Origin of the sequence: Bradyrhizobium sp. ISRA430 (genome assembly GCF_029909975.1) — a bacterium.
GTDB lineage: Bacteria > Pseudomonadota > Alphaproteobacteria > Rhizobiales > Xanthobacteraceae > Bradyrhizobium.
In genome coordinates this window covers 7,817,466-7,843,133 of the sequence record NZ_CP094516.1, presented here as the reverse complement: position 1 = coordinate 7,843,133, position 25,668 = coordinate 7,817,466, and the positions used below count along the sequence as shown (strand labels likewise).

Below are 25,668 nucleotides of genomic sequence, written 5' to 3'. Positions count from 1 at the left end.
GAGGCTCGCGCCGACGGGATCATCCGCAGCCGGCGTCGACAGCGCCTCCTTCAAATTGAAGGACGGCATCATGCCCATCTGAACGAAGCAACTCTCATTGGTTGCAGTCCCCCCGTACGATCATTCCAAGGTTCCCTGATGGTCAATGCGGACCAATTCCTGGCAGCATTGAGGCTTTCACGTGTCTGCGAACAGCGACCGTCTACCCCCAAAGGGGTAGACGGCCGTCGCTCCCCCCTCTGCCTCGATGAGGCAGAGGCTCCATAGAAGTCCGGAACTTCAGCCCTTCGGGCCGTGCCGTCCAAGTGACGGCCCAGGATTGGCCTCACCACGAGTGCGAGAAATGGTGATGCAGGTCCTGAGTCTGATCCGCAATCCAGTCTGTCGCGACTTGTGTCGTCGTCCCGGCAGTACTGTTCGCGGCGGCAGCCTTGTCGAACTTGTGCCACCAATCGCCTTGAGGTGCCGATTGAGTCTCGGTCACGCCACCGGTCTTCGTGCTGCCGTCCGTGGCAGCGTTGCTGGACGTGGTCGGCTGCGCGACGGCCGCCGCCGTGGCCTGTGTCGTCGGCGCGGTGGTCGTCGTACTGGTCGCCATCTTCAGGCTCGTCGACGCAGAACTGGTCGTTGTTCCGAGCGAATGCACGGTCTGACCGGGCAGAACGCCGTCGTAGTCGATCCCGTCGAGATCGAGATGCGCGACATAAGACCCGATGCCGTCATGGCTGGCTTTGGTATGAACGTCCGCGATCTTGCTCGCCCCGCTCACATATTCGATGGCCACGACCGGCTTGCCGGCATCGACCGCCTTCTGGAGATTTTCAAGTGTGTACTGCGTCTCTGCCAGAGGCTGCTTCTTGCCGCTGTCAGTATAGTACACCTCCTCCTTGAACATGCCGTCGATGGCGTTCAGGTAGTTGGTGTGATCGAGCAGCTCTTCGGCGCCGTTGACCCACACCTTGAAGTCCGGATCCTTCGACACCGCGTACTGCTTGAGCGACACGACGAGATCGACCATGTCCTGTTCGGCATGCGGATCGTGTTTCTTTGCCCATGACGAATAGAACTCGTCGACCACATCGAAGTAGATGCCGTCGTAGCCGGCAGAGATCATCTGATCGATGGCCTTCTGCGCGACCGCCTTCCACTCAGGCGTCCAGTAGGCGACATGGAAGTTGCCCGGCCAGTTCCGATCCTCAGGGCCGACGATCGACTTCGACAGCGTGCTGAAGTAGTCCCGGTAGTTCTCGGCCTCGCCAAGATTGAAATAGCCGAGCACCTGGCTGCCGCCGCTCTTCATCAGCGACACCTGGGACGCGGTAAACGGCACACCTGAATCATTCTCCGTTTCGACCACTTGAACATCAAACGGTGCCTTCGCGACCTTCGCGGGATCCACGCCCTGCAGAACGTAATTCGCCGTGATCGGCCCCTGCGAGTGGCCCGAGTTCGAGCCATCGCTCGTGCCTCCGGTGCCTCCAGTCGAACCGCCGGTACCGCCGGTCGCGCCACCCGTCGATCCGCCCGTGCCACCGGTGCTGCCCCCGGTCGAACCGCCGGCGCCACCGGTCGTACCACCCGTCGATCCGCCGATCGGATGAACCGTCTGACCGGGAAGAACGCCGTCGTAATCGATCCCGTTGAGATCGAGATGTCCGATATAGGATCCGAGGCCATCATGCGCGGCCAGCGCATGGACGTCCGCGATCTTGGTCGCTCCGCTCACATACTCGATGACCACGACCGGCTTGCCGGCATCGACCGCCTTCTGAAGATTCTCGACGGTGTGCTTCGCCTCCGAAACAGATTGCTTCTTACCGCTGTCCGTGTAGTACACCTCCTCCTTGAACATGCCGTCGATGGCACTCACGTAGTTGGCGTGATCGAGCAGCTCTTCGGCGCCATTGACCCACACCTTGAAGTTTGGATCCTTCGACACCGCGTATTGCTTGAGCGATACGACGAGGTTGACCATGTCCTGTTCGGCATTCGGATCGTGGCTCTTCGCCCAGGACGAATAGAACTCGTCAACCACGTCGAAATAGATGCCGTTGTAGCCGGCGGAGATCATCTGATCGATGGCCTTCTGCGCAACCGACTTCCACTCCGGCGTCCAGTAGGCGACATTGAAATTGCCCGGCCAGTCCGGGTCCTCGGGACCGACGATCGACTTCGACAGCGCGCTGAAATAGTCGCGGTAATTCTCGGCCTCTCCAAGATTGAAATAGCCGAGCACCTGACTGCCGCCGCTCTTCATCAGCGAGACCTGCGCCTTCGTAAACGGCACACCGGAATCATTCTCGGTTTCGACCACCTGGACATCGAACGGCGCAGCCGCGATCTTCGCCGGATCCACCCCTTGCAGCACATAATCTGCAGTAACTGTCATTTCCAATCCCCCCTCACAATGTTCTTCCCGAGGTCTTGCTTATGAACGCTTGATCCCGACAGACCGTCAAACGACGGCTCTGTCGGGATGCAGCCCTTAGATACTTAGTGGTGATGCCAGAAGTTCGAGAACGACTGATGCCAATCGTGAGTCTGATGGGAGGTATCCGGCGCGCTCGTCGTCGAGTCGTTGGACGCGTAGTGCCAGTGATTGTGATTCCCCGTGTGCCAGCCGTCCGTGCCGCCGGTGGTACCTCCGGTCGTGCCGCTGGTATCACCGGTCGTACCGCCAGTGGTGCCGCCGGTCGTGCCACCCGTGGTGTCTCCGGTCGTGCCGCCAGAGGTACCGCCAGCCGTACCGCCCGTGGTGCCACCGGTCGTGCTGCCAGTGTTGCCGCCGGTCGTGCCACCGGCGTCGCCGGTCGTGCTGCCAGCGGTGCCAGTGGTGCCTCCAGTCGTGCCGCCGGTGTCGCCGGTCGTACCGCCAGTGGTGCTGCCAGTCGTGCCACCGGTGGTGCCGCCGGTCGATCCGTCGATCGGATGCACTGTCTGGCCCGCAAGAACGCCGTCGTAATCAATCCCGTTGAGATCGAGATGTCCGATATAGGATCCGAGACCGTCATGCTCGGCCTGCGCGTGAACATCCGCGATCTTGGTCGCCCCGCTCACATATTCGATGTCCACGACCGGCTTGCCGGCAGCGACGGCCTTTTGCAGGTTTTCGACCGTGTACTGCGTCTCCGAGACAGGCTGCTTCTGGCCGCTGTCGGTGTAGTACACCTCCTCCTTGAACATGCCGTCGATGGCATTCACGTAGTTGCTGTGACTGAGCAGCTCTTCGGCGCCGTTGACCCACACCTTGAAGCCTGGATCCTTCGATTCCGCGTACTGCTTGAGCGAGACGACGAGGTCGACCATGTCCTGTTCGGCATTCGGATCGTGGCTCTTCGCCCACGAGGTATAGAATTCGTCGACCACGTCGAAATAGATGCCGTTGTAGCCGGCAGAGACCATCTGATCGATGGCCTTCTCCGCAACCGCCTTCCATTCCGGCGTCCAGTAGGCGACCTGGTAATCGCCCGGCCAGTCCGGATCCTGAGGACCGATGACCGATTTCGGGAGCGTGCTGAAATAGTCGCGGTAACTCTCGGCCTCTCCAAGACTGAAATAGCCGAGCACCTGGCTGCCGCCGCTCTTCATCTGCGAAACCTGGGACGCCGTGAACGGCTCACCGGAATCATTCGTGGTTTCGACCACCTGAACATCGAACGGTGCTGCTGCGATCTTCGCGGGATCCACCCCTTGCAGCACGTAGTCTGCGGTAACTGTCATTTCCATATCCCCTATACATTGCTCATTCCCGAGCGTCTTGCTCGAAAACAAACGAGGCCGAATGAAGGTCGCTTCGGGAAAAGTTGGGGGCCAGCTTGGAGCGGCTTTGGAGCGCTTTATTGATACTATTTGAGTATCAACCTCAGCGAGCATTACATTCGTGCGGTTGTCTTTGTAGCCGTCAGCAGCACGATACCGTCAACGCCGTTTCGTTGGCGCGCAACAGCGCCGACGGAATAGGATGATCTTCTTATCTTGCTGTCGCTCACGCGCTCTGAAGGACTGTATTCCACTACAGCGTACGAGGCGATCTCGTTGCGGCTTCGCCCTTGCTTAATCGACGCGCTTCGACGTCCGCGCGACAGCGCAGTCGCTTCGATGCTGAAGAACCGAAGCGTTGCGCGCGCTCCCATCCGAAGCACTGACCAAGATATTCTTGTTCGTGTGCGCCGCGTTGATCATGCCGATCGTGAGCCGAGGATCGCGCGGTCGAGCTTGGCAAGACGAGCAAGCTTCGAAGCCGCAGACATTGACCGACGGGACATGCCGCGGAGCAACGTGCGGAGCGGCTTCAAGAGGAGCCTCTCCGCCGCCGCGGACTGAAGTGGGCGGGCGCCCCGGCGCACCGCGATGGTGGGATTTTGCCTTTCCGAATGAGGTTGCGATTTTTAACTTGCGTTAAGTCACGGCGCGGACAATTGTGACGGCCACCTAAAGCATACTGCAAACTCCACCTGTTCTACCTCGCCCCGTAGTTTTGCGGATTTTTGATGCGGACGTTTCTTATAATCCTGGGCATCTGGCTGTTGCTGAATGCCCTGTTCGTCGTGGTCATGATGCCGGCGCGCAAGCCGTCGTCGCGCGGCCCGGGCGGCCTGTTGCCCGTAGCGATCAATCGGCGCGCCGGTCCGCCTGAGGAAGACGATAAGCTCTCCTTCCGTCACGCCATCATTTCGGCCGCGCTGACCATCGTCGAGTCCGTGACTCCGCCTCTGCTCGAAGCCCTCAACGCGGCCAAAGGACTCGTCAGCAAGCGACACTCAAAGCCGCGGAGCTCGAAGGCTCCTGACGGCAACGCGAAGCGGACGAGACCTGAGCTTGAGACCTGATTCTTCGGAAACCAGCAGCGTCCCATGACGAGCTGAACGCGCTCGACTAGGCTCCCGTCGTATCCCGCCTTGGCCTTGCGCTTGCGGCATTGCAGGAGAAGCGTGGCCAGACACTTCGAAGCATGGCAGCCGAGATCGGCACGACCGCATCGATCTGCAACGAATCATGAAGCGCGGCCAGCTTCCGGATGCACTCGGCATGACCAAGATCCTGATGCGGCTCACCGAGCCGTTTCCGAAAGCCGACAGTAAGGCACGCAAGAGGGCGCGCTCTGGCGCGTAGCAGTGTTCCTCGTAAGGAACGCCAGGCGTTTGTGCGGAGATCGTGCGCAATCAAAGGTCCTGCCCGCCCTTGCGCACACGCTGTCATTCCCTGCTTGAACGTCTCGCGCGGGCACCGGAGTTCCGCGATAGCGTTCCATCACAAAATACTCCCGGCGAACCTTCCCTGACGGAACAGATGCGCCTCCGGCTCTTTGAGTCGATGGGCACACTCTTCAGGAGGAGTTGAACGCCATGAAAACATTTATCCTGACAGTTACCACGTTGCTGATGCTCGCGGCCGGAACAATGACGGCGGCCAATGCCGTTGAGTTCGGCGTCGGACCGGGCGGTGTCTACGTCGGTCCTGACCGGTATCACTACTACGACCGTGATTACGGATCCGACTGTCGGACCATCATCAGCCATCGTACCAATCGCTTCGGCGAGGACGTCGTGGTCCGCAGGCGGGTCTGCGACTGACCCCTTTACTGAATGAGGGTACGTTTCGAGCCTGCGCGGAGCCCACTCCGCGCAGCGCTACTTCAGCCGTTGTATGCGAATAGCTCGATCGGCTCGCTGAAGCCGCGCACTTCATATTCGCCGACGTGCTCCAGCGCGAAGTCGCGTTCGACGAGGTCGGCGAACGCGCGCGACAGCAGCACCGTCTTTCCCAATTGCTTGGTCAGGGCTTCCAGGCGCGAGGCCATGTTGACGGCCGGACCTATGACGGTGAAGTCGAGCCGTGTGCGCGAGCCGATATTGCCGTACATGACGTCGCCGACGTGGACGCCGATGCCGTAATTCATCGGCGCGCGGCCGATGCCGCGGTTCCTCTCGTTCAGGGCCGCCATGGCTTGCCGCGCCTCGGTCACGGCATGCAGCAGGTTTGCGCAAGCTTGGGGTTCACTGAGCGGAAAAATCGCGAGCATGCCGTCGCCGATGAATTTCAGGATCTCGCCGCCATGCCGCGCAATCGGCTCCGACATCGCGTCGAAATAATCGTTCAGGAGATCAATGACGTCGTCGCGTGGCCAGCTATCCGAGATCCGCGTGAAATCGCGCAAGTCGCAGATCATGATCGCGGCGCGCACCGTCGTCCCGCTGCCGCGCCTGGTGGCGCCGGCCAGGATGAGCTCGCCGGCATGAGGCCCGACATAGGTCTCCAACAGGGTACGCGCCAACCGGTTTTTGACGCGGATTTCGCTGACCAGCGCCAGGACCGGCAACAGCCTCTTCAGGCCGGCAATATGCGCATCGTCAAAGCCGCCGGCACGGTCGGTCGCAAAGGTCACGATGTGGCGCTTGCCGAGCGTATGGTAGAGCGGCCAGGCCACGTAATCAGTCAGGCCTTTTGCCCGCATCTCGTCGTAGAGCGCGTGCTGGCGGCCGAGTGACGGATCCAGTTCGAGGTTCTCGCGCACCTCGACCGCACCATCGAGAATCTCGTTGGCGGAGCTGCCGATGTATTCGGATCGCTCCCGAACGTCGTAATCAACCCTCGCGATCTCCGCCTCGCGCATCCCGTCGGACCACATCATCCGGGCGCCAAGCCATTGCGGATGGTGGATCAGGATGTGAAGCGTTGCCCGCTTGACGGGAATCCCCGAGCGCTGGAGCCGGATACACATCTCGGCAAAGATGTTATCGAGGAAGCGCTCGTCGCGCGTTTCGTTGGTCAGCCACTGCACGACGTCGCTGTCGTAATGCGTGGAGAGGGTTTCGATGTCTGGCGGCGCTTTCATACTCTGCCTCTGGGCGGCGAACTGCATCCGACGAGATATATCGTGTTCCCGCCCGACGGCGTCAACCTAGCCTGCCGGACGATTGCCGCTTAGCCGACGATGTGGATCGACCCGAGCACCGCCACCGCGCCCGACGAGATCTAAAGCGTGATTGCGCGCGGGCCCTTCATTCCCCCTTACCGCCCTTCAGCTTCGGCAGCGTCTCGACGATCTTCTGCTTGCCGTCGACGATCTCGGCCAAAAAACTGGCGCGGTCGATGTCGCCGTTCTGGTCCCAGCTTGCCTCCATCAACATGCCAGGTGCCTTGTCGGGCGTCAGCGTCAGGCCTTTCATCGCCGCGCCAAACGCCTTGCTGTCGAACTTACCGATCTTCTCGGTGACGTATTTGACGAGATAGACGGCGGTGTAACCCTTGATGCCGTTGTGGTCGGGCCAGTATTTGTAGCGTGCGCTGAACTTCTTGGCGAATTCCTGGATCGCCGGCACCGGCGCATCGGCGCTGAGGCCGACATGGCCGCGCACGCCATTGGCGGCGGGGCCGGCGAGCTCGACGACCTTCTGGCTCAGAAGCGTGGTCTCGCCAAACAGCGGCGTCGACAGGCCTTGCCGTTTCGCCTCGATCAGGAAGCGCGCGCTTTCCTCCTCGTTGGTGTAGACGAAAACCGCGTCGGCCTTGGCGTTCTTCAGCTTGATGACATCGGAGCCGAAATCGACCTGGCCCTGCTCGGTGGAGATGTCGGCTGCGATCTCGATGCTGCGCGCCTTCATCTCTTTCACGAAGTTGTCGCGGCCGCCCTTGCCGAAATCATTGTTGACCCAGACCACCGCGACCGATTTCACCTTGAGCTGGTCGTGGAGGTAGTTGGCGATCTTCGGCATGGAGAACTGCTGGCCGAAGGCGGTGCGGAACACCCAGGGGTTGCCCTGCGTGGTGATGTCCGCCGCTTCCGCGCCGACGATCTGCGGGATCTCCGCCGCTTGCGTCAGCGCCATGTTGACCTTGACTGAGCCGGAGTAGATCGGCCCGAGCACGACATAGGGATCCTTGTCCAAAACCTTCTGCACCTGCGCACGCGAGATGCCGGGATTGCTCTGGGTGTCGAGATGTTCGGTCTGGATCTTGCGGCCCAAAATGCCGCCGGCATTGTTGATCTCGTCGACCGCGAGCGCGACGCCGTCGCGCCAATTGGTGCCCGACACCGCGCCGGGGCCGGATAGCTCGACCACGTCGGGAATGTAAACCGTGGTCTGGGCACAGGCCGCGCCCGCCCAGATGGATGCCGCGATCGCGATGCCGACCGGCTTTGCGAGATGCCTCATGAACTCCCTCCGCTTTGTTGTCTCTTATCCTGGTTGATCCGCTGCGCCTTCGACGCCGAGCAGTCTCGCTGGCGTTCGCCACAAGAGGCGGTGCAGGTCGTCGGCATCTGGAAACAGCGTTGTCAGCACAGCGAGCAGCGGCCCATAGTCGAGCCGCTCGGGCGCACGCAGGAACGGATAGTCGGAGCCCCAGACACAGCGGTCGAGCGTGAAGGCCTCGACGAGGGCGGCAACGAACGGCCAGGCGTCCTCATAAGGGTGCGGCTGCTCTGAAAACTTGTAGTAACCGGACAATTTGATGTGCGCGTCGCGCCCGCGGCCGATCGCCAGCAGCGCCTGGAAGGCCCTGCCCGTCAGCCCCTGCGCAATCGAGGGACGCCCGCAATGATCGATGACAAGACGCACGTCCGATTTTTCGATCAGCGGCAGCAGGTCGAGCAACTGGTCCTGCTCGACCTGGATCTGCAGGAACAGGTCGAGCAGGACCAGCTTCTCAAGGAGCGGTGCCGTACTGCGATAGTAGTCGGCGCCGTGGAACGGCACGTTGAAGGCAACGCCGATCACGCCGGCCGCCTTCAGCCGCGCGAGTTCGTCGATGTCGACGTCGTTGTCGACGACCGCGACGCCCCTGAAGCGGCCGCCGCCCTGCTTCAGTGTATCCAGCAGAATGCTGCTGTCGCTGCCGTAGCCGGTGTTAGTTGCCACGATAAGTGCGTGGCGGACATCAAAGACGTCGAACACGCGGATGAGCTGCGCCGCCGGTGCGATCTCCTGCCCGCTCGGCCGGTATGGCGTATCAGCCTCGTAGGGAAAGCGCAGGGGATCGATGGCGTGGATGTGGCAGTCGATCTTGGGGCACGCCGGCAGGGTCATGGCGCAAAACTCCCCTCGCGTAATCAGAAGGTCGCCTCGATGGCCTTGATCAGCTCGGGCGTCACGTCAGGCATGACGCCGAACCAGGCCTTGAAGGCGAGACGCGCCTGGTTGAGCAGAAGGCCGAGCCCGTTCACGGTCACACAGCCGCGCGCACGGGCCTCAGCCAGGAACGGCGTTTCGAGCGGCGTGTAGATGAGATCAGCGACGAGCGTCGCGGGATTCAGCCGCGACAGGTCGATCTCGAGCGCGTCCTTGCCGATCATGCCACGATCGGTGCAGTTGACGAGCAGCGCGACATCGGCAAGCGCGGCGCCGCGGTCGTCCCAACCAACGGCGCTGACGGCGGGGCCGAACTCCTGTGCGATCGCCTGCGCCTTCTCCGCCGTGCGATTGGCAATGCGGATCTCGCGCGCGCCGTTCTCCAGCAACGCGACGACGACCGCCCGACTCGCGCCGCCCGCCCCTAGCAGCAGGATCGGCCCCGCATCGCCGCGCCACCCGGCGCGCGCATCGCGCAGGCTTTGCACAAAGCCATTGCCGTCATTGTTGAAGCCGGAGAGCGTGCCGTCGTCCTCGACGACGATGGTATTGACGGCGCCGATGCGCCGCGCGGTCTCGTTGACACGGTCGAGCAGCGGCATCGCCGTCTGCTTGTGCGGCATGGTGACGTTGCAGCCGCGGAAACCGAGCGCGATCAGCCCGTCCAGCGCATCCTCGAGCCGCTCCGGCTTGACCGCGAGCGGCAGATAGGTGCCGCGGATATCGTGCGCCTTCAGCCAGAAATTATGAATTACCGGCGAGCGCGAATGCGCGACCGGCATTCCGATCACACCCGCCAGTCCAAATCCATCCGCCTGCGGCATGCTGCGCTTCCATCCTCGAAACCCGGCACACCGAATTCGCGGCGCGGCGGCTTTCCTCCACGACGGCACCTTTCGGTACCCGACCATCTTATTTGGTCATTTGTCCAATTCTATTAGGCGGAATGGCCATCGGACGCAATCTGAATCTCGGGGGACCGGCGCGGAGGGGAACGGGATTCGGAAACGAGGGCTAAGCGCTTTGACCCCGAGTCTGGCAAACGCCGAGTTGGCACGAAGCAGTCCTTCCGAAGTGACGTTGCGATATTCAGTTCCTGCTGTACATACGGGCACCAAGCTCACCTTCTCTCACTCAATTTGCGCGTCCATGACCTACGAGCTGTTTTCGCTGCGGGAGCAACCGCAATATCTGGCCACCGTCGCCGATTGGATCCATCGTCAATGGTGGGCGGGGACGAGCACGCCGGTCGAAGACATCGAGTCCTGGCTGAACACTCATCTCGGTGCGGAGGGATTTCCGACGACCTTTGTCCTCATCGCGGAGGGAGAGCTCGCCGGGTCGGTTGCGCTGCATGAGACCGAAGCGGAAGACCGGCCGTCATACCGGCCGTATCTTGGTGCGCTGTTCGTCAAGCCGGCCTATAGGGGCCGTGGGTTTGGCGTGGCGCTCGTCCGCGCCGTTGAAGCTCATGCGAGCAAGCTTGGTCACTCCGCCATCTATCTGAACGCGGCCGACCCGGTCACTCATTTCTATGAAGCGCTCGGGTGGCGAGTCATCGAACGCGGCTACGGCCGCAAACGGCTCAACATCCTGCAGCGGACTTGCAGGCTCGATGTTGGGTCGGGCCAAATGTCGGATCGATGAGACTACTGAGCGGCACGACCGCAGCTACACGCCCAGCGCCTTCCGATTGAAAGTGCGCAAGACGCGCAGCGAGAGCGTCCGCACATTGGCGACGTTGAGGAGCCATGCCGTCGCGGCATAAGCTAAGCCACCCGCGAGGCTCACGATGATGAGCGACAGGAGACCAGTGCCCGCGACCTGCGATCGCGCAAGCAGGATCGCGGCGGCCATCGCCGCCGCTGAAGCCGCGACGCCGGCGAGCCGGTTGAGATCGAAAGGCACGGGATAGGCGCGGCGCATCAGGACGACCGCGACGAGGAAGCCGATGGCCTCGGTCGCGAACGTCGCGAGCGCCGCACCGTAAATGCCGTAGCCCGCGACCAACGCGAACATCAAGAGCACGCTCACGACCAGCGTGAGGAAGGATTGCGCCGCCAGCATGAAGGGCCGCTCGGCAAGCTGGAAGCTGATCTGGACGTAGAACTGATTGGCGATGCCGAAGAACCGGGCGAGCACCAGCATCGGCAGCAGCGCCGACACGCCGGCGCGGAAATCGACGCCGACGAGCGTGCCGGCGACCTGGTCCGCCGTCAGCGCGAGCCAGACCGCGACGGGCGCGACCACGACGAGCAGGAGTTCGAGGCTCTCGGTTAGCCGCTCCCGGGTTGCCGCATCGCTCTTCTCGGATAGCGACCGGAACACCAGCGGCACGGTCGCCGCGGCGACGCTGGAGGCGATCATGACCATGAACTGGCGCGGCAGATCGGCGGCGACACCGAAGATGCCGGCGGCGTCCTTGCCGAGCAGATAGGCGACGATGAGCCGGTCGCAGGTCGAGTAGAGCGCGACCGAGAGGCCGGCGAGCGTCAGCGGCAGGCCATAGCGCGCCAATTGCATGAACTGAGAGCGCTGAAAGCGCGCGATCCTGGTCCGATCGCCCGCCAGATTCAGAATGATCCCGGTCAGCGAGCCCAAACCGAACGCCGCGAGCAGACCCATGCCGCCCCAGCCGAGCCAGATTCCCAAGAGGCCAAAGCCGACGCTCGAGATACTGCGTACGATCGCGATGGCAGCGAACCGATAGGGCCGCAATTTGGCGCGTTCGAACTCCTGGCCGACGTCGACCGCATTCGCCATGATCGCGACGAACATGCTGGCAAGCAGCAATTCGACACTGACGTCGCTGCGGAACAGGAGGACGAGCGGCGCCGTGGCGCAGAGCACGGCAACCGTCAGCGCAAAGCCGACCATCGCCGTGCCGCGAAAATCCACCTCCGCCGACATGGCCTGATAGCGGGACACCGACAATTTGATCCAGGCAAAGAAGATCGCGCCGAGAATGCTGGCGATGCTGATGCCGACGACGTAGACGCCGTACTCGGCCGGGCTCAGAAGCCGCGTGTATGCGGTGATTGCGAAGAAGCCGACCGCGGCGGGCAGCACATAGGCCGCAAGGTAGATCGAGAAATGGCGGTTCAGCATGCGAGCACGGGACCGTTGGCGGCCTGATTAATGGATCGTTAAGCAGTTGGACCTTGGTGTGGCGAACGGATTGCGCCGCAGCATCGGCAAAGATAGTCACATAAGTCTGCAAATCGGATCGCGAATGGCGCAGCGAAGCGGATTTTGCGCGTTAGTGTTAAATTTGCCCTGTCCGGACCGCCGCGATCACCGAAAGAAATCCATGATTTCGAAACGTCGCCCGGCTTGCTCCAATGCGTCGGCGTGACTGACGGGCGAACCCGGCCTCCCTGCCGAATGGCGGCGCTTACGCTTCCCTGGTGCCGGCGGGTCCCAGGAGAAGAGACGAGCGGACATCTCGTCCGGCGAAAGTTAACTCACCCGCTGGAAACCTCAGCGTCGCAACGCCTTGCTTGGTACGATGACGTGTTAGTTCCAAAAGGAACATCGCCACGTGATCAAGCTCGACAGACGCGCATTCCTTCTCGGCAGCGCCGCAACACTCGCGGCGGGCGCATCTGCGTCCGCCGCACCGGCATCCAAGCTCACCCAGCGCCGCCCGGGCTATGGCGCCGCGGCCACGCTGTGGGATTTGCAAGCCGATCCGCGGCTCGGCGAGGCGATCAGCACCTATTGCACGCAGGTTGTGCCGGTGCTCGAACTGAAATGGCCGATGCTGCGGCCGAATGCGCACACCTTCGCCTTCGAACGCGCCGATGCGATCCTGGATTTTGCGAGGCAGAACGATCTGACGATGCGCGGCCACGCGCTCGCCTGGTATCACGACATTCCGGACTGGACCAAGCAGATCAAGGATGCGAAGGGCGTCGAGCGCGCCTACGTCGATCACATCGCGACCGTCGTCTCCTATTACAAGGACAAGCTGACGTCGTGGGACGTCGTCAACGAACCGATCCCCGACAATCCGAAGAAGGTCACTGACAGGCGTGACTCGTTCTGGTCGCAGAATCTCGGCGACCGCTGGATCCCGCTGGCTTTCCGCACGGCGGCGGCGGCCGATCCCTATGTGAAGCTCGCGATCAACGAATACGACATCGAGTCCGCCAAGGACAGCTTCATCGCCAAGCGCGCCGCCTTCCGCCATCTCATCATGGATCTGCTCGATCAGGGCGTGCCGCTGCACGCCGTCGGCCTTCAGTCGCATCTGCATGCCGAGCTCGAGATCGACACGCATGGCCTTGCCGAGTTCGTCACCGAGCTGCGGTCGTGGGGTCTCCAAGTCCTCGTCACCGAGCTCGACGTCGATGACCAGAAGCTGACGGGCGATCCGGCCGCGCGCGATGGCATCGTCGCCAAGCGTGTCGATGATCTCCTCAGCGCGATCTCGACCAGCGGTCCGGTGCGCTCGATCCTGACCTGGGGGATCTCGGACCGCTATAGCTGGATCAACGGCACGTTCGCCCGCAAGGACAAGCAGCCGAACCGCCCGTTGCCGCTCGACGGCGAATTCAAGCCGAAGCCGTTCATGGACGTCATCACGAAATTCACGAACGCCGCCTGAGCCGGTTCGCTTCTAGCGCGCCTTCGGCTTCTCGAATTCGGCCATGTCCTCCATGTGATCGGGAGACAGGCTCGGGCTGCGCCGGTCGCGCGAGTGCAGCCGGAACACCTCGCGGATCTCGTCGACTGGGGTCGACGAATAGGACTGGATGCAGAGCGCGGCCTGCTCGGGGGATGCAGCGCGCATCATCGCTTCGATCGCCGCGCGATCGAGGCGGGTGTCGTCCCAGTGCGGCACGACGATGCTGTCCTCGGTGGCCCGATGCGTCGCCAGATGCTCCGGCGAACTCGCGACGAAATGGCCATAGAGCAGATATTCGGAGAACTTCTTCTTCCGGCACAGCGCCAGAATCCAGTTCTTCCCCGTCGCCGACTTGATGGCGGCGGTCATCGCGCGAACGGTGTCCCTGTCCCAGACCAGCGCGTTTCCGACATAGTCGTCCGCCGGAAAGGGCCGCTCCTTCACGCCGAGGAGCTGGTCGTTGGTGCGCAACCACAGACCGTGCAGCGGTGCGTCGGCGCTGATCGCCCTCGGGGTCACGAAGAGCGGCGTCTTCTCAGCCCCGGCATATTGGCCGATGTCGAATTCGCGGAAGAACAGATTGTCCGAGTCCAGAATGCAGACGCGCTGCTCGGGCGCGTGAAGGACGCCGGCGATCTTGAGGATCTGCTGGATGTGCCAGCCATGCACCGGCGAAGAGAGCAGCGAAACCCAGACCCGCCGATTGCCGAACTGAAGAGCCGGCGGCAGCGCCCAGAGCCATTTCGGCAAGTAGTGCGAGGCCGGAACGATGACGCGCTTGTCGGAACCGAACCGCTCGAACAGCGGAACGTCCTCATCGTTAACGAGAACATAATGCCGCGTGTACCCCGTCAACCAGGTATCGATGCTCTCGCTGAGCAGCGAGAAGCGTTCGATATCCTTGGCATAGCTGGCGGTCAGCAGTGCAACAGAATGCATGGAGCGCGCTCGGATGGCCATCAAGCCGCACCCATACCCGCCCGGGGAAGCGATGGAAACTCACATCCCGAATCAAGGTAAAGCGAAACAAAGGACTATTCCGACGGCAGCCCCTGCGCGAGGCCGCGAAAGCGCAGCGGCGCCAGTGATGAAGCCCGCTCCCACCAGTCGGCAACGCGATCATCGAGCGTGGTCGTGCCGCGGCCGTGGCCGGGAAAGATCCGGATCTGCTGGACCGCCTCGGCCTCGAAACCCCTCGCCTTCCGCGTGATCCTGATGACGGCCCCTTCGCGGTCCCTTTGGGTCAACGGCACAAGAAGCCGGCCGCGCGGACGGAGCGACTGCAGCCATATCGGCTGTGGATGCGAGCAGCCCGCATGCACGATGATCACATCCGCCGGGCCGCCAATATCGGCACATCCGTCGCCATGGAAAACATCGACATTGCGATACGGCGCGAGACGGCCAGCGGCGCGCCGCGCCAACCGCTCGTCGCATTCGATCGCACGCACCTCGCCTTTCGGGCCCACCATCCTCGACAGCACGGCAGAATAATAGCCGAGCCCGCAACCAACCTGCACCACGCGCTGCTTGGGCCTGACATCGAGCACGTCGATGAAATGTGCCCACAGGCTCGGCAGGCCGGTATCGAGTTTGCGGCGCGCATCGATCGCCACCAGCACGTCGTCATAGAGATGGACGGGGTCGGTGTCCGGCGTCAGCCGATAGCTGCGCGCCGCCGCGCTTTTGATGCGCCATGGCCCCCGCGGCAGAAAGTCCTCCCGCGGCACGGTCGTGAGCGCCTCGAGCAGGCGCGGCGATGAAATCCGCTCGCGCCGCGCAATCAGCTCGACGTAACGCGCACGCGCCGCCGCGAGGTCGCTCATCTCACCAGGTCAGCGTGGTGACGGCCGGCGGACGCGTCCGCGCCGAGCTCGTTCACGAGCTGCATCGCCTGCTTCAGGTCCGGCGTGAGGAAACCCTCGCTGAACTTGCCGACGATCGGGGTGAGCAGGAGGGACGCATGTTCGCGTCTGCCGGCGTCCAGCGACAGGCGCGCGAGGCTCACGGCGGTCCGAAGCTCCCAGGACAACGCGCCCTGCTTGCGCGCGGTCTCGAGCGCCAGGCCGAACAGATCTTCCGCCTCCTGGAGCGAGGCCGTGCTGCCATCCGACAGGGTGATCTCGCCCTGCAGGCGATAGACCTCGGCGAGATAAGAATGATCGCCGGTTCGTCTTGCGGTCGCGAGTGCGCCATCCAGGGCGCGCAAGGCGGCATCACGCAGGCCGACCTTGGCATAGGCTTCCGCGAGCAGGCAGCGGAACCAGCAGCCCGCGAGCCAGGAGTCCATCGCCTCATATTCGTCGAGACCGAAGCGCATCTGGCTCAGCCCCTCGTCGGCCTCGCCGAGCTGGGTCAGCGCCCAGCCGCGCAGGATCGCCGCCTGCTGCTTCCAGTGCAGGAAATTGTGCTCGGTCGCGATGATCATGGCGCGGTTGGCGTGGTCGCGCGTGCCCTCGACGTCGCGCAAGTGCTGGCAGAGATAGGCGCCGAACACGAGGGCGAAGGCCAACGTGAAGGGATGGCGAATCTTCTCCGCATTCGCGATCGCCTGCTCGCTGTGCTGGCGCGCCGCATCGGGGCGACCGAGGAACCACAAGAGGTAACCGAGATAGGACAGCGAGACGACACCGGGATCGGTGCCATGCCGCTCCATCAGGTCGGAGTGCAGGTCGGGGCTGTAGAGGTTGATGCAGCGGTGCAGGTGATGCTGCGAGGCGGCAAAGCGCCCGCGATACAGCATGGTCATCGCGATCGCGCGATGCGCCTCGATGAGATAGCCGGTCTGCTGCGCCGGCTTCGCCCGCTCGTTCAGCCGCTCGCGTTTGGCGAATTTCAACAGCTCGACGCTGAGATCATGCGCGCGGGTGAGGTCGGCGCGGATGAAATGGCAGACCCAGAGCCCGCGGGTGGCGGCAAAGGTGTTCTCCTCGTCGTCGAGCTGCTGGCCGAGCTCGAGCGCGCGGATGTAGTTCTCCTCGACCTCCTGCACGGCATAGCCCTTGGCCGCGATCAGCGCGTTGCCGAGCGCGATGCGCAGCTCGAGCTCCATCTCGTCGGCGCCCTGCATGCGTGGATTGGCCTGGATGACGCCGAGGCCGCGGCGCAGATGGCCGATCGCCTCCAGATTGGCGCCGCTCTTGGCCGCCCGCTTGCCGGCCTTGAGCCAGAAGCTCGCCGCGCCCTCGCTCTGCCCGGACTCGGTCAGATGGTGGGCGAGAAGCTCAGGCTCGCGCTCGGCCTTCTCCGGATACATCTCGGCGAGCACGTGGGCGATGCTGGAATGCAGCTTGCGCCGCTCGCTGTGCAACAGGCTCGCATGCGCGGCATTCTGGATCATCACGTGCTTGAACGAGTAGAGCGCATCCGGCGGATGACCACGCCGCACGATCAGCCCTGCCCCTTCCAGGTGATTGAGCGCCGCCTCGATCTGATCGGCCGGCGTGTTGGCGACCGCGTGAAGCGTCTCATAGGAGAATTCGCGGCCGATGGTGGCGCCGATCTGCGCGATCCGCTTGAACGGCCCCATGCGGTCGAGGCGCGCCATCAGCGAGTCCGTCAACGTGGCGGGGATCGCGAGCTGGCGCCACGGGCCCGACAGCACGTAGCGGCCGTGACGCTCGGTCAGCACGTTGGATTCGAGAACGGTCTTGGTCAGCTCCTCCAGGAACAGCGGCACGCCGTCGGTCTTGACGATGATCTCCTCGACCACCTCCTTGGGAAGCTCCCGGCCGGCGACGCGCTCGACCATGGTCGCGCGCAGCGGCCGGCTCAGGCGGTTCAGTACCAGCGTGGTGATGTGCGAATGCGCGTTCCAGCTCGGCTGGAATTCGGAACGCGCCGTGATGATGACGAGGATCGGCCGGTTCTGTGCGCGGTCGACGAGGAGATCGACGACCTCGCGGGAGGTCGGATCGATCCAGTGCAAGTCCTCGAGGGCGATCACCAGCGGCATGTCGCGCGCGAGGCCCAAGAGATGATTGACCAGCGCCGCGACGGTCGCGTCCTTCTGCTGCTGCGGCGACAGATCGAGCGGCGAATAGCGGTCTGCCGTGGGAATCGACAGCAGTGCGGCCAAAAGCGGCGTCACCTGCTCGACATCGCCATGGGCGGCGGCGATCGCGGACTCGAGGTTCGTCACCGTCGCGCCGGACGTGTCCTCGCGGTCGAGGCCGAGGGAGAATTTGAGCTGCTCGATGAAAGGATAGAATGCGGTCGAGGTGTGATAGGGCGAGCACTGGAACGAGACGTGTCCGTGCCGGTCGCCTGAAATCCGTTCGAAGATCTCCTGCACGATGCGCGACTTGCCGATGCCGGGTTCGCCGAACTTGACCACGACCTGGCCGTCGCCGTCCTTGACCTGTTGCCAGCGCCCCATCAGCAGTGCGATCTCCTCCTCGCGATTGACGAGCGGGGTCAGCCGCGTGCCCATGACGGCGGCAAAACGGGTCTCCACCCGCGATGCGCGCACCACATGCCAGGCCTGAGTCTTTTCCGAGATGCCCTTCAGCGCATGGACGCCGAGATTGCGGTAGTCGAATTTCCCCTTCAGCAGCGATTGCGTCGACGAAGAGATCACCACGCCGTTGGACGGCGCCAGACCTTGCAGCCGCGCGGCAAGATTGACTGTTTCTCCCACCGCGGAGTCGCGCTCCTCGGTACCCTGGCCAACGAGGTCGCCGACCACGACGAGGCCGGTCGCGATGCCGATGCGAACGGCGGGCGCATGGCTGAGTGCGCCGCGCGGCTCGATCGCGCGCGCGGTCGAGAGTACCCGCACGATCTCGAGCCCGGCGCGCACCGCGCGTTCGGCGTCGTCCTCATGCGCGGTCGGATAGCCGAAGTAGACCAGGATACCATCGCCGACGAAGCGGGCGGCAAAGCCTTCGTAATGCTTCACCACGCGGACGCAGGTCTCGCGGAAGCTCGCGATCATATCGCGCACGTCTTCCGGATCGAACTGGGCAGAGAGCGAGGTGGAATCCACCATGTCGCAGAACATGGTGGTGAGCTGGCGCCGCTCGGCGCCGACTTCGGCCCTAGCCTGCGGACCCGCCGCCGCACCCGGCTTCTCGGCCGTTTCGGCCTGAAACAGAGCCGTCATCGCCCGCTGCAGCCGCTTGCGATCGCCGAGCGGCAGTCCAAGCTCGGCCAGATCGGCCTCGGTCAGGTCGCCCATGACGTCGAGATCGAGGCGGTGCTGTACGAAAAGATCGTTGTAGTGGCCGAGACCAACGTCTTCGAGCCAACGCTTCAAGGCGCCTTCCGTCCCCCTGTCCAGCTCGTTCTCCAGCATGGTGATTCTGCCCGACCATCACTCCGTCGAAGCGCTTTAAGGCCCCTCAACCACAGATTTTGGGGCCTAAACTTCACCTCAGACTGGACGCATTGCCTAAGTTCTTGGAAGAATAGCCCAATCAAACCAAAAAGGAATGGCATTGTCGGAGGCTGCACACCCGGCGCCGGACCGGTTGGCCAGCACGCTGGCCGAAACGCGAAGCGTTGCGCATATCGGCGGCCTCCTCGAGGTGTACGCCCGGCAGACTCCGGCCGCGCCCGCCCTGCTCGCCCCGGACCGGCCACAACTCACTTATGGCGAGCTCGGCGCCCGGATCCAGCATCTGGTTCGCACGTTGCGCGGGCTCGGCATTGCGCCTGCCGACCGTATCGCCGTTGCGTTGCCGCGCGGCGCCGACAGCGCGCTGGCGCTGATCGCGGTCGCAACGGCCTGCGCCTGCGTCCCCGTCAATCCCGATCTGACGGCGGACGAGCTGCAGCGCTACTTCAGCGAATTGAAGCTAACGGCACTCGTCACGCGGTCCGACATGAACTCGCCGAGCCGCGATGTGGCCAAGGCGCTCGGCATCGCGGTGATCGATTTCGTGTCGGGTCCGGCGGACAACCTCGGCGGCTGCGAGCTGATCGGTCCGACCGTCGGCCCTGCCAACAGCAGCGGCGTCTCGCGCGCTGATGACGACGCATTCATCTTGCTGACCTCAGGCACGGCGGCGCGGCCGAAGATGGTACCGCTGACACACCGCAATGTGTGCCTCTCCGCCGAAAATGCCGGCCGTGCGCTGTCGCTCACCGCGCACGACCGCCTGCTCAACGTGCTGCCGCTGTTTCATGCACATGGACTGATCTCCGGCCTTTTGACCGCGCTCGCCGCAGGATCGAGCGTCATCTGCACCAACGGCTTCGACGCAGCGTCGTTCTTCGGCTGGATGCGGGCGCTGCAACCGACCTGGTACACGGCGGTGCCAACGATTCACCGCGCACTGCTGACGGCGGCGGAAGTGGACCCGGACCGCGCCCGGTCGTCGCCGCTCCGCGTGATCCGCTCGGCCTCGGCTTCGCTTGCGCCTGCCATCCTTGAAGGGTTGGAGGCCACCTTCGGCGTCCCCGTACTCGAGACCTACGGCATGACCGAAGCGGCCTCGCAGATCGCGGCCAATCCGTTCGAGATGCGCAAGGTCGGCTCGGTCGGCCGCGCCGCGGGCCCGGAGATCGCGATCATGGACGAGGCGGGCCGCATGTGCACTAGCGGCGTGCAGGGCGAGATCATGCTGCGCGGCGCGAACATGACCCGCGGCTATTACAATGACGATGCGGCCACACAGGCAGCATTCCGCAACGGCTGGTTTCGGACCGGCGATCTCGGCTATCTCGACGCCGACGGCTATCTCTTCATCGTCGGCCGCATCAAGGACGTCATCAACCGCGGCGGACAAAAGGTCTCGCCGCTCGAGGTGGAGGAGGTGCTGCTCAGCCATCCGGCTGTGCTGGAGGCCGGCGTGTTCGCCATTCCGCATCTGAAGCTCGGCGAGAACGTCGCGGCCGTTGTGGTGCTGCGGCCGGGGTCCAATGCGACGTCCGATCAGCTCCGCCAGTTCGCGCGAAAGCGGCTCGCGGCCTACAAGGTGCCGAGCCTGATCCGCAGCGCGGCGGCGCTGCCAAAGGGCGCCAGCGGCAAGGTCAAGCGCAACGCACTGGCCGGACTGATCGCGATCGATGCCGACGGCGACGAGGCGCGGTTGCCGCGCAACGCGCTGGAAACCCAGCTTGCGGAAATCTGGGCCGGCCTCCTCGAGCTTCCGCAGGTTGGCATCGATCAGGACGTCTTTGCGCTGGGCGCGGACTCGCTTGCGGTAACGCAGATGCGCTCGCGCCTGCGCGAACGTTTCAACGTCGATTTCTCGTTCGAGGACGTCTTCGATTGCGCCACCGTGGCGGCGCTTGCGGCCCGGCTCGAAACCGCCACCACCAACCGCGAGATGAGGCTGCCGTCATGGCACCGCGCCGCGGAAGGCCACGCCCCGCTGTCGTTCCAGCAGCAGCGGATGTACCTGCTCTCGCGGCTCGATCCGACGCGCTACAACTACAATGTGGTCGAGGTGGCCCTGCTCACGGGGCAGATTGACGTCACTGCGCTTCGGGCGAGCATTGCCGCAATCTGCGAACGCCACGAGGTGCTGCGCTCAGTCTTCGTCGAACAGCGCGGTGAACCGATGCAGCGGGCCGTTCGATCGGCGCCCAGCTTCGAACGGATCAAGCTCAGACCATGCCCGAAAGACAAGCGGATCGCGACCATCAGGCGCGAGGCTCTCAAACTTGCGCAATATCCATTCGATCTCGCGCGCGAGGTGCCGCTCAAGGTCATCCTGCTCTCGTTCGACAAGTCCGGCCACGCGCTGGTGATCAACATTCATCACCTCGTCACAGATGGGTGGTCGCAAAGCCTGTTCTGGGAGGAGCTAGCCGCGCATTATTCCGCCGCGCGTAAGGGAAGTGCGGTGGCGCTGCTCCCACCCGCCTTCCAGTACCGCGACTTTGCGTTCTGGCAGCAAACATGGGCGCAGTCGCCGGCCGCGAAGGAGCAGCTCGATTATTGGCGGACCCAGCTCGACGGCGTGACCACGCTTCCGCTGCGGACCGACCGGCCGCGACCGCAGGTCTGGAGCGGTCACGGCGCCCGCCATTATCTCGACTTCTCGAAAGCCCTGTCGGCCGATCTGCGATCCCTGAGCCAAGACCAGGGCGTCACGCCCTTCATGACGCTGCTCGCGGCCTTCCAATGCCTGTTGTTCCGCCACACCGGGCACGAGGACGTCGCGACCGGCTCGCTGATCGCGAACCGCAACCAGATCGAGAGCGAGCGCCTGATCGGACTGTTCGCCAACACGCTGATCCTGCGCAACGATTTTGGCGGCGATCCGAGCTTCGGCGAAGTCTTGCGGCGCGTTCGCCAGGTCACGTTGGATGCCTATCGCAATCAGGACCTTCCGATCGAGGAAGTGTTGCGGGCGCTGCAGATCACACGCCGGAGCGACGGCAATCCGCTGTTTCGGATCATGTTCATCCTTCAGAACGCATCGATCGAGGCCGCACGCTGGCCCGGCCTGTCGACGCGCCGGCTGGAGGTCGACCCAAAGGTCGCGCGCTTCGACATCACGCTCGAACTGGTCGAGGTCGACGGCCGCTTCGCCGGCTTCTTCGAATATGCCACCGACCTGTTCGACGCCGACACCATCGCAGAGATGGCCGCGCAGTTCAAAACCCTGCTCAAGGCCGTCATCGCCAACCCGGAGCAGCGCGTCTCCTGCATGCCGCTGCTGACGGCGCCCGAGCTCCGGCGGTTGCTGGCGATGGGCCATGGCATGCCGGCCAACTTCACTGCGCGCGGCAATCTTTGCGACCGCTTCGACAGGCAAGCCAAGAAAACGCCGAACGCCGTGGCGGTATCCGACGGGAGGGTATCGCTCAGCTATCGCGAGCTCGCCCGCCGCAGCCAGGCGGCCGCACGCTGGCTTGCGCGTGAAGGCGTCGGCGCCGAGACAGTCGTCGCGCTGCTTGCGCATCGCGGTCCGGACCTGCTGGCTGCGATGATCGCCGTGCAGCGCGTGGGCGCGGCGTTTCTCAACCTCGATCCCGACCAGCCTCCGACGCGGCTCGCGACGATCCTCGGATCGAGCGGCGCCCGGATGCTGCTGACGGCGCGAGCGCAATCCGCCATGGTCGAACCGCTGCTCGAGCCGCTGGTCGAGCGCATCCCGGTGGCCGAGCTCGAGGACGCGCTGGCGCAGGGATCGACGAAGCCGGCCCGCGCGGCGCGGCGTCCGGCAGCGAGTCTCGCCTATCTCATCTACACGTCCGGCTCGTCGGGTGCGCCGAAAGGCGTCATGATCGAGCAGCGCGGGCTGTCGAACCATCTGGCGTCCCTCATTTCCGAGCTCGGCCTGTCGGACAAAGATGTGATCGCGCAGACCGCGCCGCAGAGCTTTGTGATCTCGGTCTGGCAGTTCCTTGCCGGCCCGATGATCGGCGCGCGCGTCCATATCTGCGGCAATGAGATTGTGCAGGATCCCATCCTGCTCGCGCGCGAGATCGAGCGCGAACGGATTTCGGTGCTCGAGATCGTTCCCTCGCTGCTGCGCGTCATCGTCGAGCGGATGGAGGAAGCGCCCATCCTGCACGCCTTCTCGAAATTGCGGCTGTTGATCTCGACCGGCGAGCCATTGCCGGTCGATCTCTGCCGTGCCTGGTTCGCCCGCTGCCCGAGGGTGCCGCTGATCAACGCCTATGGCGCGTCGGAGTGCTCCGACGACGTCTCGCTGCATCGCCTGACCAAGGCGCCGGCGGCGGTGACGACCAACGTCCCGGTCGGCGTACCGCTGCCCAACACCCAGCTCTACGTGCTCGATGCGCATCTCGAGCCGCAGCCGGTCGGCGTGGTCGGTGAGCTCTGCGTCGGCGGCGCCGGCGTCGGCCGCGGCTACATCAACGATCCCGCGCAGAGCAAAGCACGCTTCCTGCCCGATCCCTTCGCGCGCCAGCCCGGTGCACGGCTGTACCGAACCGGCGATCTCGCCCGCCGCCGCGCCGACGGGACGATCGAATGCCTCGGACGCGCCGATCACCAGGTCAAGATTCGCGGCTATCGCATCGAGCTCAAGGAGATCGAGAATGCGCTCGCCGATCATCACGCCGTACGCGCCGGCATCGTCGAGCCGCGCCGCGACGGAAGCAGCGATGTCAGGCTGATCGCCCATATCGTGGCCAAGGCGGGCACGCCGATCAGCGCCAACGAGCTGCGCGACTTCCTGAAGAGCCGGCTGCCGGACCATGCCGTCCCGTCGGCATTCCTGTTCCTGGAGCAGGTGCCGCTCAACGCCCACGGCAAGATCGATCGGTCCGCCTTGCTCGCGTCAGCGCAGCAGGAGCCCTCCCGCGCGGATATCGCCGTGCCGGCGCGCCGGTTCACCGAAAAGGTGCTGTCAGACATCTGGATCGACTTGCTGAAGGTCGAGAGCCTCGGTGTCACCGACAATTTCTTCGATCTCGGCGGCCATTCGCTGCTGGCGGGCAAGGCAATGGCGCGTGTCGCCCGCGCGCTCGGCGTGTCGCTGCCGATCAAGACGATCTTCGAGGCGCCGACAGTCGAGGAGCTCGCCCGGCGCGTCGACGAGGCCCTTGCGACGAAGCCGCCCAAAGCTACCGCAAGCGCCCCGCGGCTCACGGAAAGCGGCCCTCCCGCACCGTCGATCGCGCAGGATCAGATGATGCGTATAGAGCAGAACCTGCCGGATCTGCCGCTGTTCAATCTGCCCTTCGCGTTCCGCCTGCAGGGGCCGCTCGATGCGGTCGCCCTGGCGCAGGCGCTCGATGACGTCGTCAGCCGGCACGAATCGCTGCGGACGGCATTCGGCTGGAACGGCGATGAGCCGGTCAGCCGCATCGCCGCGTCGGGCAAGTTAGGCCCGCTGCTTGCCATTGAGACCATCGGCAATGGACGGCGACAAAACGACAAGCGGCTCAAGGCGCTCCAGCTCAGGAAAGTCAAGCTGTTGGCCGGGCAGGAAGCCGTCACGCCGATCGACACCACACGAGCGCCGCTGTTGCGGGCACGGCTGTTGAGGCTTGAGGCCACCGATCATGTCCTGCTGCTGACGCTGCATCATGCCATCGCCGACGGCTGGTCGATCGGCGTGCTGTTCGAGGAATGGTCCATCCGCTATGCCGCGCGCTCCGGACGGCCGTCCGGTTCGCTAGCGAAATTGCGCCTCGCCTTCTCCGACGTTGCGCGCTGGCAGCGCTGGTGGTGCGGCACCGATGCGGCGCGCCGGCAGGCCGCGGAGTGGACGAACCATCTGCGCGGCGCGGCTCCTGTCTTCGACGGCGAGGCAAGCCCCGGCGCGTCCACGGGCCACCAACCGGTCAACCTGGAGCACGAGCTGATCGCGCGGCTCACCGCGTTTGCAAGCCAGCACAACGGCACGCTGTTCATGGCTCTCCTCACCGGAGTGAAGGCTCTGCTGTTGGCGCGGACCGGGCGCACCGATATCTCGGTCGCCACCGCCATCGCCAATCGCACCGAGCCGGACACCGACGGGATCATCGGCCCGTTCGAGAACACGGTGATCATCCGTACCAGGATCGCGCCTGATCTATCGTTCGTGCAGGCTTTTGCGCGGATACGCCAGAGCGTGCTCGACGCGTATGCCCGGCAGGAGCTGCCATTCAACATCCTTGCCGACCATCTGCAGCAGGAGGGGATCGATCCGGCCTCGCTGATCCAGGTCTATTTCACGCTGCAGAATCCGCTGCGAAAGCCGCTCGATCTGACTGATATCGGGGTGCGATCGATCGGAAACATCGCGCGCGAGGGCCAGCCGGTGCTGCCGATCGACCAGACATTTCTGTCGTTGATGCTGAAGCAGCGGCCGACCGGCATCACCGGGTCTTGCAATTACAAGGGCGAGCTGCTCGACGGCCGGATGGTTGGTGAATGGATGGAAGATCTCGTCGCGCTGCTGACAGCGGCCGTCGCGCAGCCAAACGCGTCGCTCGGACGATTGCTCAGTCGCAGGGCGGCCTGAAACATTCCGCTTCTGCCGGAGGAAAAACCCGCTCACTCGCCAAAGCTGTGAGTGCTCAAGTTGCATCTTGATTATTTGGCGCTACCGCGCA

General features: G+C 63.9%; 15 protein-coding genes. 5 read left to right on the top strand and 10 right to left on the bottom strand.

Translation table 11 applies throughout. The features are described 5' to 3' along the window. Positions 1 to 325: 325 nt before the first annotated feature. The gene (locus tag MTX21_RS36750; protein ID WP_280969321.1) at positions 326 to 2,389 is read right to left on the bottom strand and encodes an endo alpha-1,4 polygalactosaminidase; all 2,064 of its coding nucleotides are present in this window, start codon (positions 2,387 to 2,389) and stop codon (positions 326 to 328) included. Positions 2,390 to 2,493: 104 nt separating this feature from the next. Continuing rightward, positions 2,494 to 3,720 (bottom strand): endo alpha-1,4 polygalactosaminidase, encoded by a 1,227-nt coding sequence (locus MTX21_RS36745; RefSeq protein WP_280969320.1) that lies wholly within the window; start codon positions 3,718 to 3,720, stop codon positions 2,494 to 2,496. A 770-nt stretch (positions 3,721 to 4,490) separates the two neighbouring features. Here MTX21_RS36745 and MTX21_RS36740 point away from each other — a divergent pair. Both MTX21_RS36740 and MTX21_RS36735 read left to right on the top strand, forming a co-directional pair. After that, positions 4,491 to 4,829: a hypothetical protein gene (locus MTX21_RS36740; RefSeq protein WP_280969319.1), complete on the top strand. Its 339-nt coding sequence runs from the start codon at positions 4,491 to 4,493 to the stop codon at positions 4,827 to 4,829. A 516-nt stretch (positions 4,830 to 5,345) separates the two neighbouring features. After that, entirely contained in the window at positions 5,346 to 5,573 is a 228-nt protein-coding gene (locus MTX21_RS36735) for a hypothetical protein (RefSeq protein ID WP_280969318.1), read from the top strand. 62 nt (positions 5,574 to 5,635) lie between these two features. On the opposite strand, the gene MTX21_RS36730 is transcribed toward MTX21_RS36735, so the two are convergent. The 4 genes from MTX21_RS36730 to MTX21_RS36715 all read right to left on the bottom strand — a co-directional run bounded on the left by MTX21_RS36730 (position 5,636) and on the right by MTX21_RS36715 (position 9,895). Next, positions 5,636 to 6,835: an adenylate/guanylate cyclase domain-containing protein gene (locus MTX21_RS36730; protein WP_280969317.1), complete on the bottom strand. Its 1,200-nt coding sequence runs from the start codon at positions 6,833 to 6,835 to the stop codon at positions 5,636 to 5,638. A 166-nt stretch (positions 6,836 to 7,001) separates the two neighbouring features. After that, positions 7,002 to 8,156: an ABC transporter substrate-binding protein gene (locus MTX21_RS36725; RefSeq protein WP_280969316.1), complete on the bottom strand. Its 1,155-nt coding sequence runs from the start codon at positions 8,154 to 8,156 to the stop codon at positions 7,002 to 7,004. A gap of 24 nt (positions 8,157 to 8,180) precedes the next feature. After that, positions 8,181 to 9,029, bottom strand: coding sequence for an amidohydrolase family protein (locus MTX21_RS36720; RefSeq protein WP_280969315.1), 849 nt, complete (start codon positions 9,027 to 9,029; stop codon positions 8,181 to 8,183). 23 nt (positions 9,030 to 9,052) lie between these two features. Next, complete coding sequence (locus MTX21_RS36715) at positions 9,053 to 9,895, bottom strand: shikimate dehydrogenase (protein WP_280969314.1); 843 nt, start codon at positions 9,893 to 9,895, stop codon at positions 9,053 to 9,055. A gap of 325 nt (positions 9,896 to 10,220) precedes the next feature. Here MTX21_RS36715 and MTX21_RS36710 point away from each other — a divergent pair, with 325 nt between their 5' ends. Continuing rightward, positions 10,221 to 10,718 (top strand): GNAT family N-acetyltransferase, encoded by a 498-nt coding sequence (locus MTX21_RS36710; protein WP_280969313.1) that lies wholly within the window; start codon positions 10,221 to 10,223, stop codon positions 10,716 to 10,718. A 24-nt stretch (positions 10,719 to 10,742) separates the two neighbouring features. On the opposite strand, the gene MTX21_RS36705 is transcribed toward MTX21_RS36710, so the two are convergent. After that, a complete protein-coding gene (locus MTX21_RS36705; RefSeq protein WP_280969312.1) occupies positions 10,743 to 12,179 on the bottom strand; it encodes an oligosaccharide flippase family protein in 1,437 nt (478 codons plus the stop codon). 433 nt (positions 12,180 to 12,612) lie between these two features. Here MTX21_RS36705 and MTX21_RS36700 point away from each other — a divergent pair, with 433 nt between their 5' ends. Next, positions 12,613 to 13,680 (top strand): endo-1,4-beta-xylanase, encoded by a 1,068-nt coding sequence (locus MTX21_RS36700; RefSeq protein ID WP_280969311.1) that lies wholly within the window; start codon positions 12,613 to 12,615, stop codon positions 13,678 to 13,680. A 12-nt stretch (positions 13,681 to 13,692) separates the two neighbouring features. Here the strand turns inward: MTX21_RS36700 and MTX21_RS36695 are convergent, their stop codons facing one another. The 3 genes from MTX21_RS36695 to MTX21_RS36685 form a co-directional block, all read right to left on the bottom strand. Then, positions 13,693 to 14,640: a DUF6492 family protein gene (locus MTX21_RS36695; protein WP_280969310.1), complete on the bottom strand. Its 948-nt coding sequence runs from the start codon at positions 14,638 to 14,640 to the stop codon at positions 13,693 to 13,695. 95 nt (positions 14,641 to 14,735) lie between these two features. Further along, on the bottom strand, positions 14,736 to 15,527 hold the full coding sequence (locus MTX21_RS36690; protein ID WP_280971345.1) for an rRNA adenine N-6-methyltransferase family protein: 792 nt from the start codon (positions 15,525 to 15,527) through the stop codon (positions 14,736 to 14,738). Further along, complete coding sequence (locus MTX21_RS36685) at positions 15,524 to 18,997, bottom strand: AAA family ATPase (RefSeq protein WP_280969308.1); 3,474 nt, start codon at positions 18,995 to 18,997, stop codon at positions 15,524 to 15,526. Before MTX21_RS36685 ends, MTX21_RS36690 begins: the two co-directional genes overlap by 4 nt. Before the next feature lie 136 nt (positions 18,998 to 19,133). Between MTX21_RS36685 and MTX21_RS36680 the strand changes: the two genes are divergently transcribed. Then, entirely contained in the window at positions 19,134 to 25,577 is a 6,444-nt protein-coding gene (locus MTX21_RS36680; RefSeq protein WP_280969307.1) for a non-ribosomal peptide synthetase, read from the top strand. The last annotated feature ends 91 nt before the right edge of the window (positions 25,578 to 25,668 follow it).

Excerpts from the sequence above, each read along its gene's own strand:
- MTX21_RS36750 (WP_280969321.1), bottom strand. The coding sequence starts at position 2,389 with ATGACAGTTACTGCAGATTATGTGCTGCAAGGGGTGGATCCGGCGAAG.
- MTX21_RS36745 (WP_280969320.1), bottom strand. The coding sequence starts at position 3,720 with ATGACAGTTACCGCAGACTACGTGCTGCAAGGGGTGGATCCCGCGAAG.
- MTX21_RS36740 (WP_280969319.1), top strand. The coding sequence starts at position 4,491 with ATGCGGACGTTTCTTATAATCCTGGGCATCTGGCTGTTGCTGAATGCC.
- MTX21_RS36735 (WP_280969318.1), top strand. The coding sequence starts at position 5,346 with ATGAAAACATTTATCCTGACAGTTACCACGTTGCTGATGCTCGCGGCC.
- MTX21_RS36730 (WP_280969317.1), bottom strand. The coding sequence starts at position 6,835 with ATGAAAGCGCCGCCAGACATCGAAACCCTCTCCACGCATTACGACAGC.
- MTX21_RS36725 (WP_280969316.1), bottom strand. The coding sequence starts at position 8,156 with ATGAGGCATCTCGCAAAGCCGGTCGGCATCGCGATCGCGGCATCCATC.
- MTX21_RS36720 (WP_280969315.1), bottom strand. The coding sequence starts at position 9,029 with ATGACCCTGCCGGCGTGCCCCAAGATCGACTGCCACATCCACGCCATC.
- MTX21_RS36715 (WP_280969314.1), bottom strand. The coding sequence starts at position 9,895 with ATGCCGCAGGCGGATGGATTTGGACTGGCGGGTGTGATCGGAATGCCG.
- MTX21_RS36710 (WP_280969313.1), top strand. The coding sequence starts at position 10,221 with ATGACCTACGAGCTGTTTTCGCTGCGGGAGCAACCGCAATATCTGGCC.
- MTX21_RS36705 (WP_280969312.1), bottom strand. The coding sequence starts at position 12,179 with ATGCTGAACCGCCATTTCTCGATCTACCTTGCGGCCTATGTGCTGCCC.
- MTX21_RS36695 (WP_280969310.1), bottom strand. The coding sequence starts at position 14,640 with ATGCATTCTGTTGCACTGCTGACCGCCAGCTATGCCAAGGATATCGAA.
- MTX21_RS36690 (WP_280971345.1), bottom strand. The coding sequence starts at position 15,527 with ATGAGCGACCTCGCGGCGGCGCGTGCGCGTTACGTCGAGCTGATTGCG.
- MTX21_RS36685 (WP_280969308.1), bottom strand. The coding sequence starts at position 18,997 with ATGCTGGAGAACGAGCTGGACAGGGGGACGGAAGGCGCCTTGAAGCGT.
- MTX21_RS36680 (WP_280969307.1), top strand. The coding sequence starts at position 19,134 with ATGGCATTGTCGGAGGCTGCACACCCGGCGCCGGACCGGTTGGCCAGC.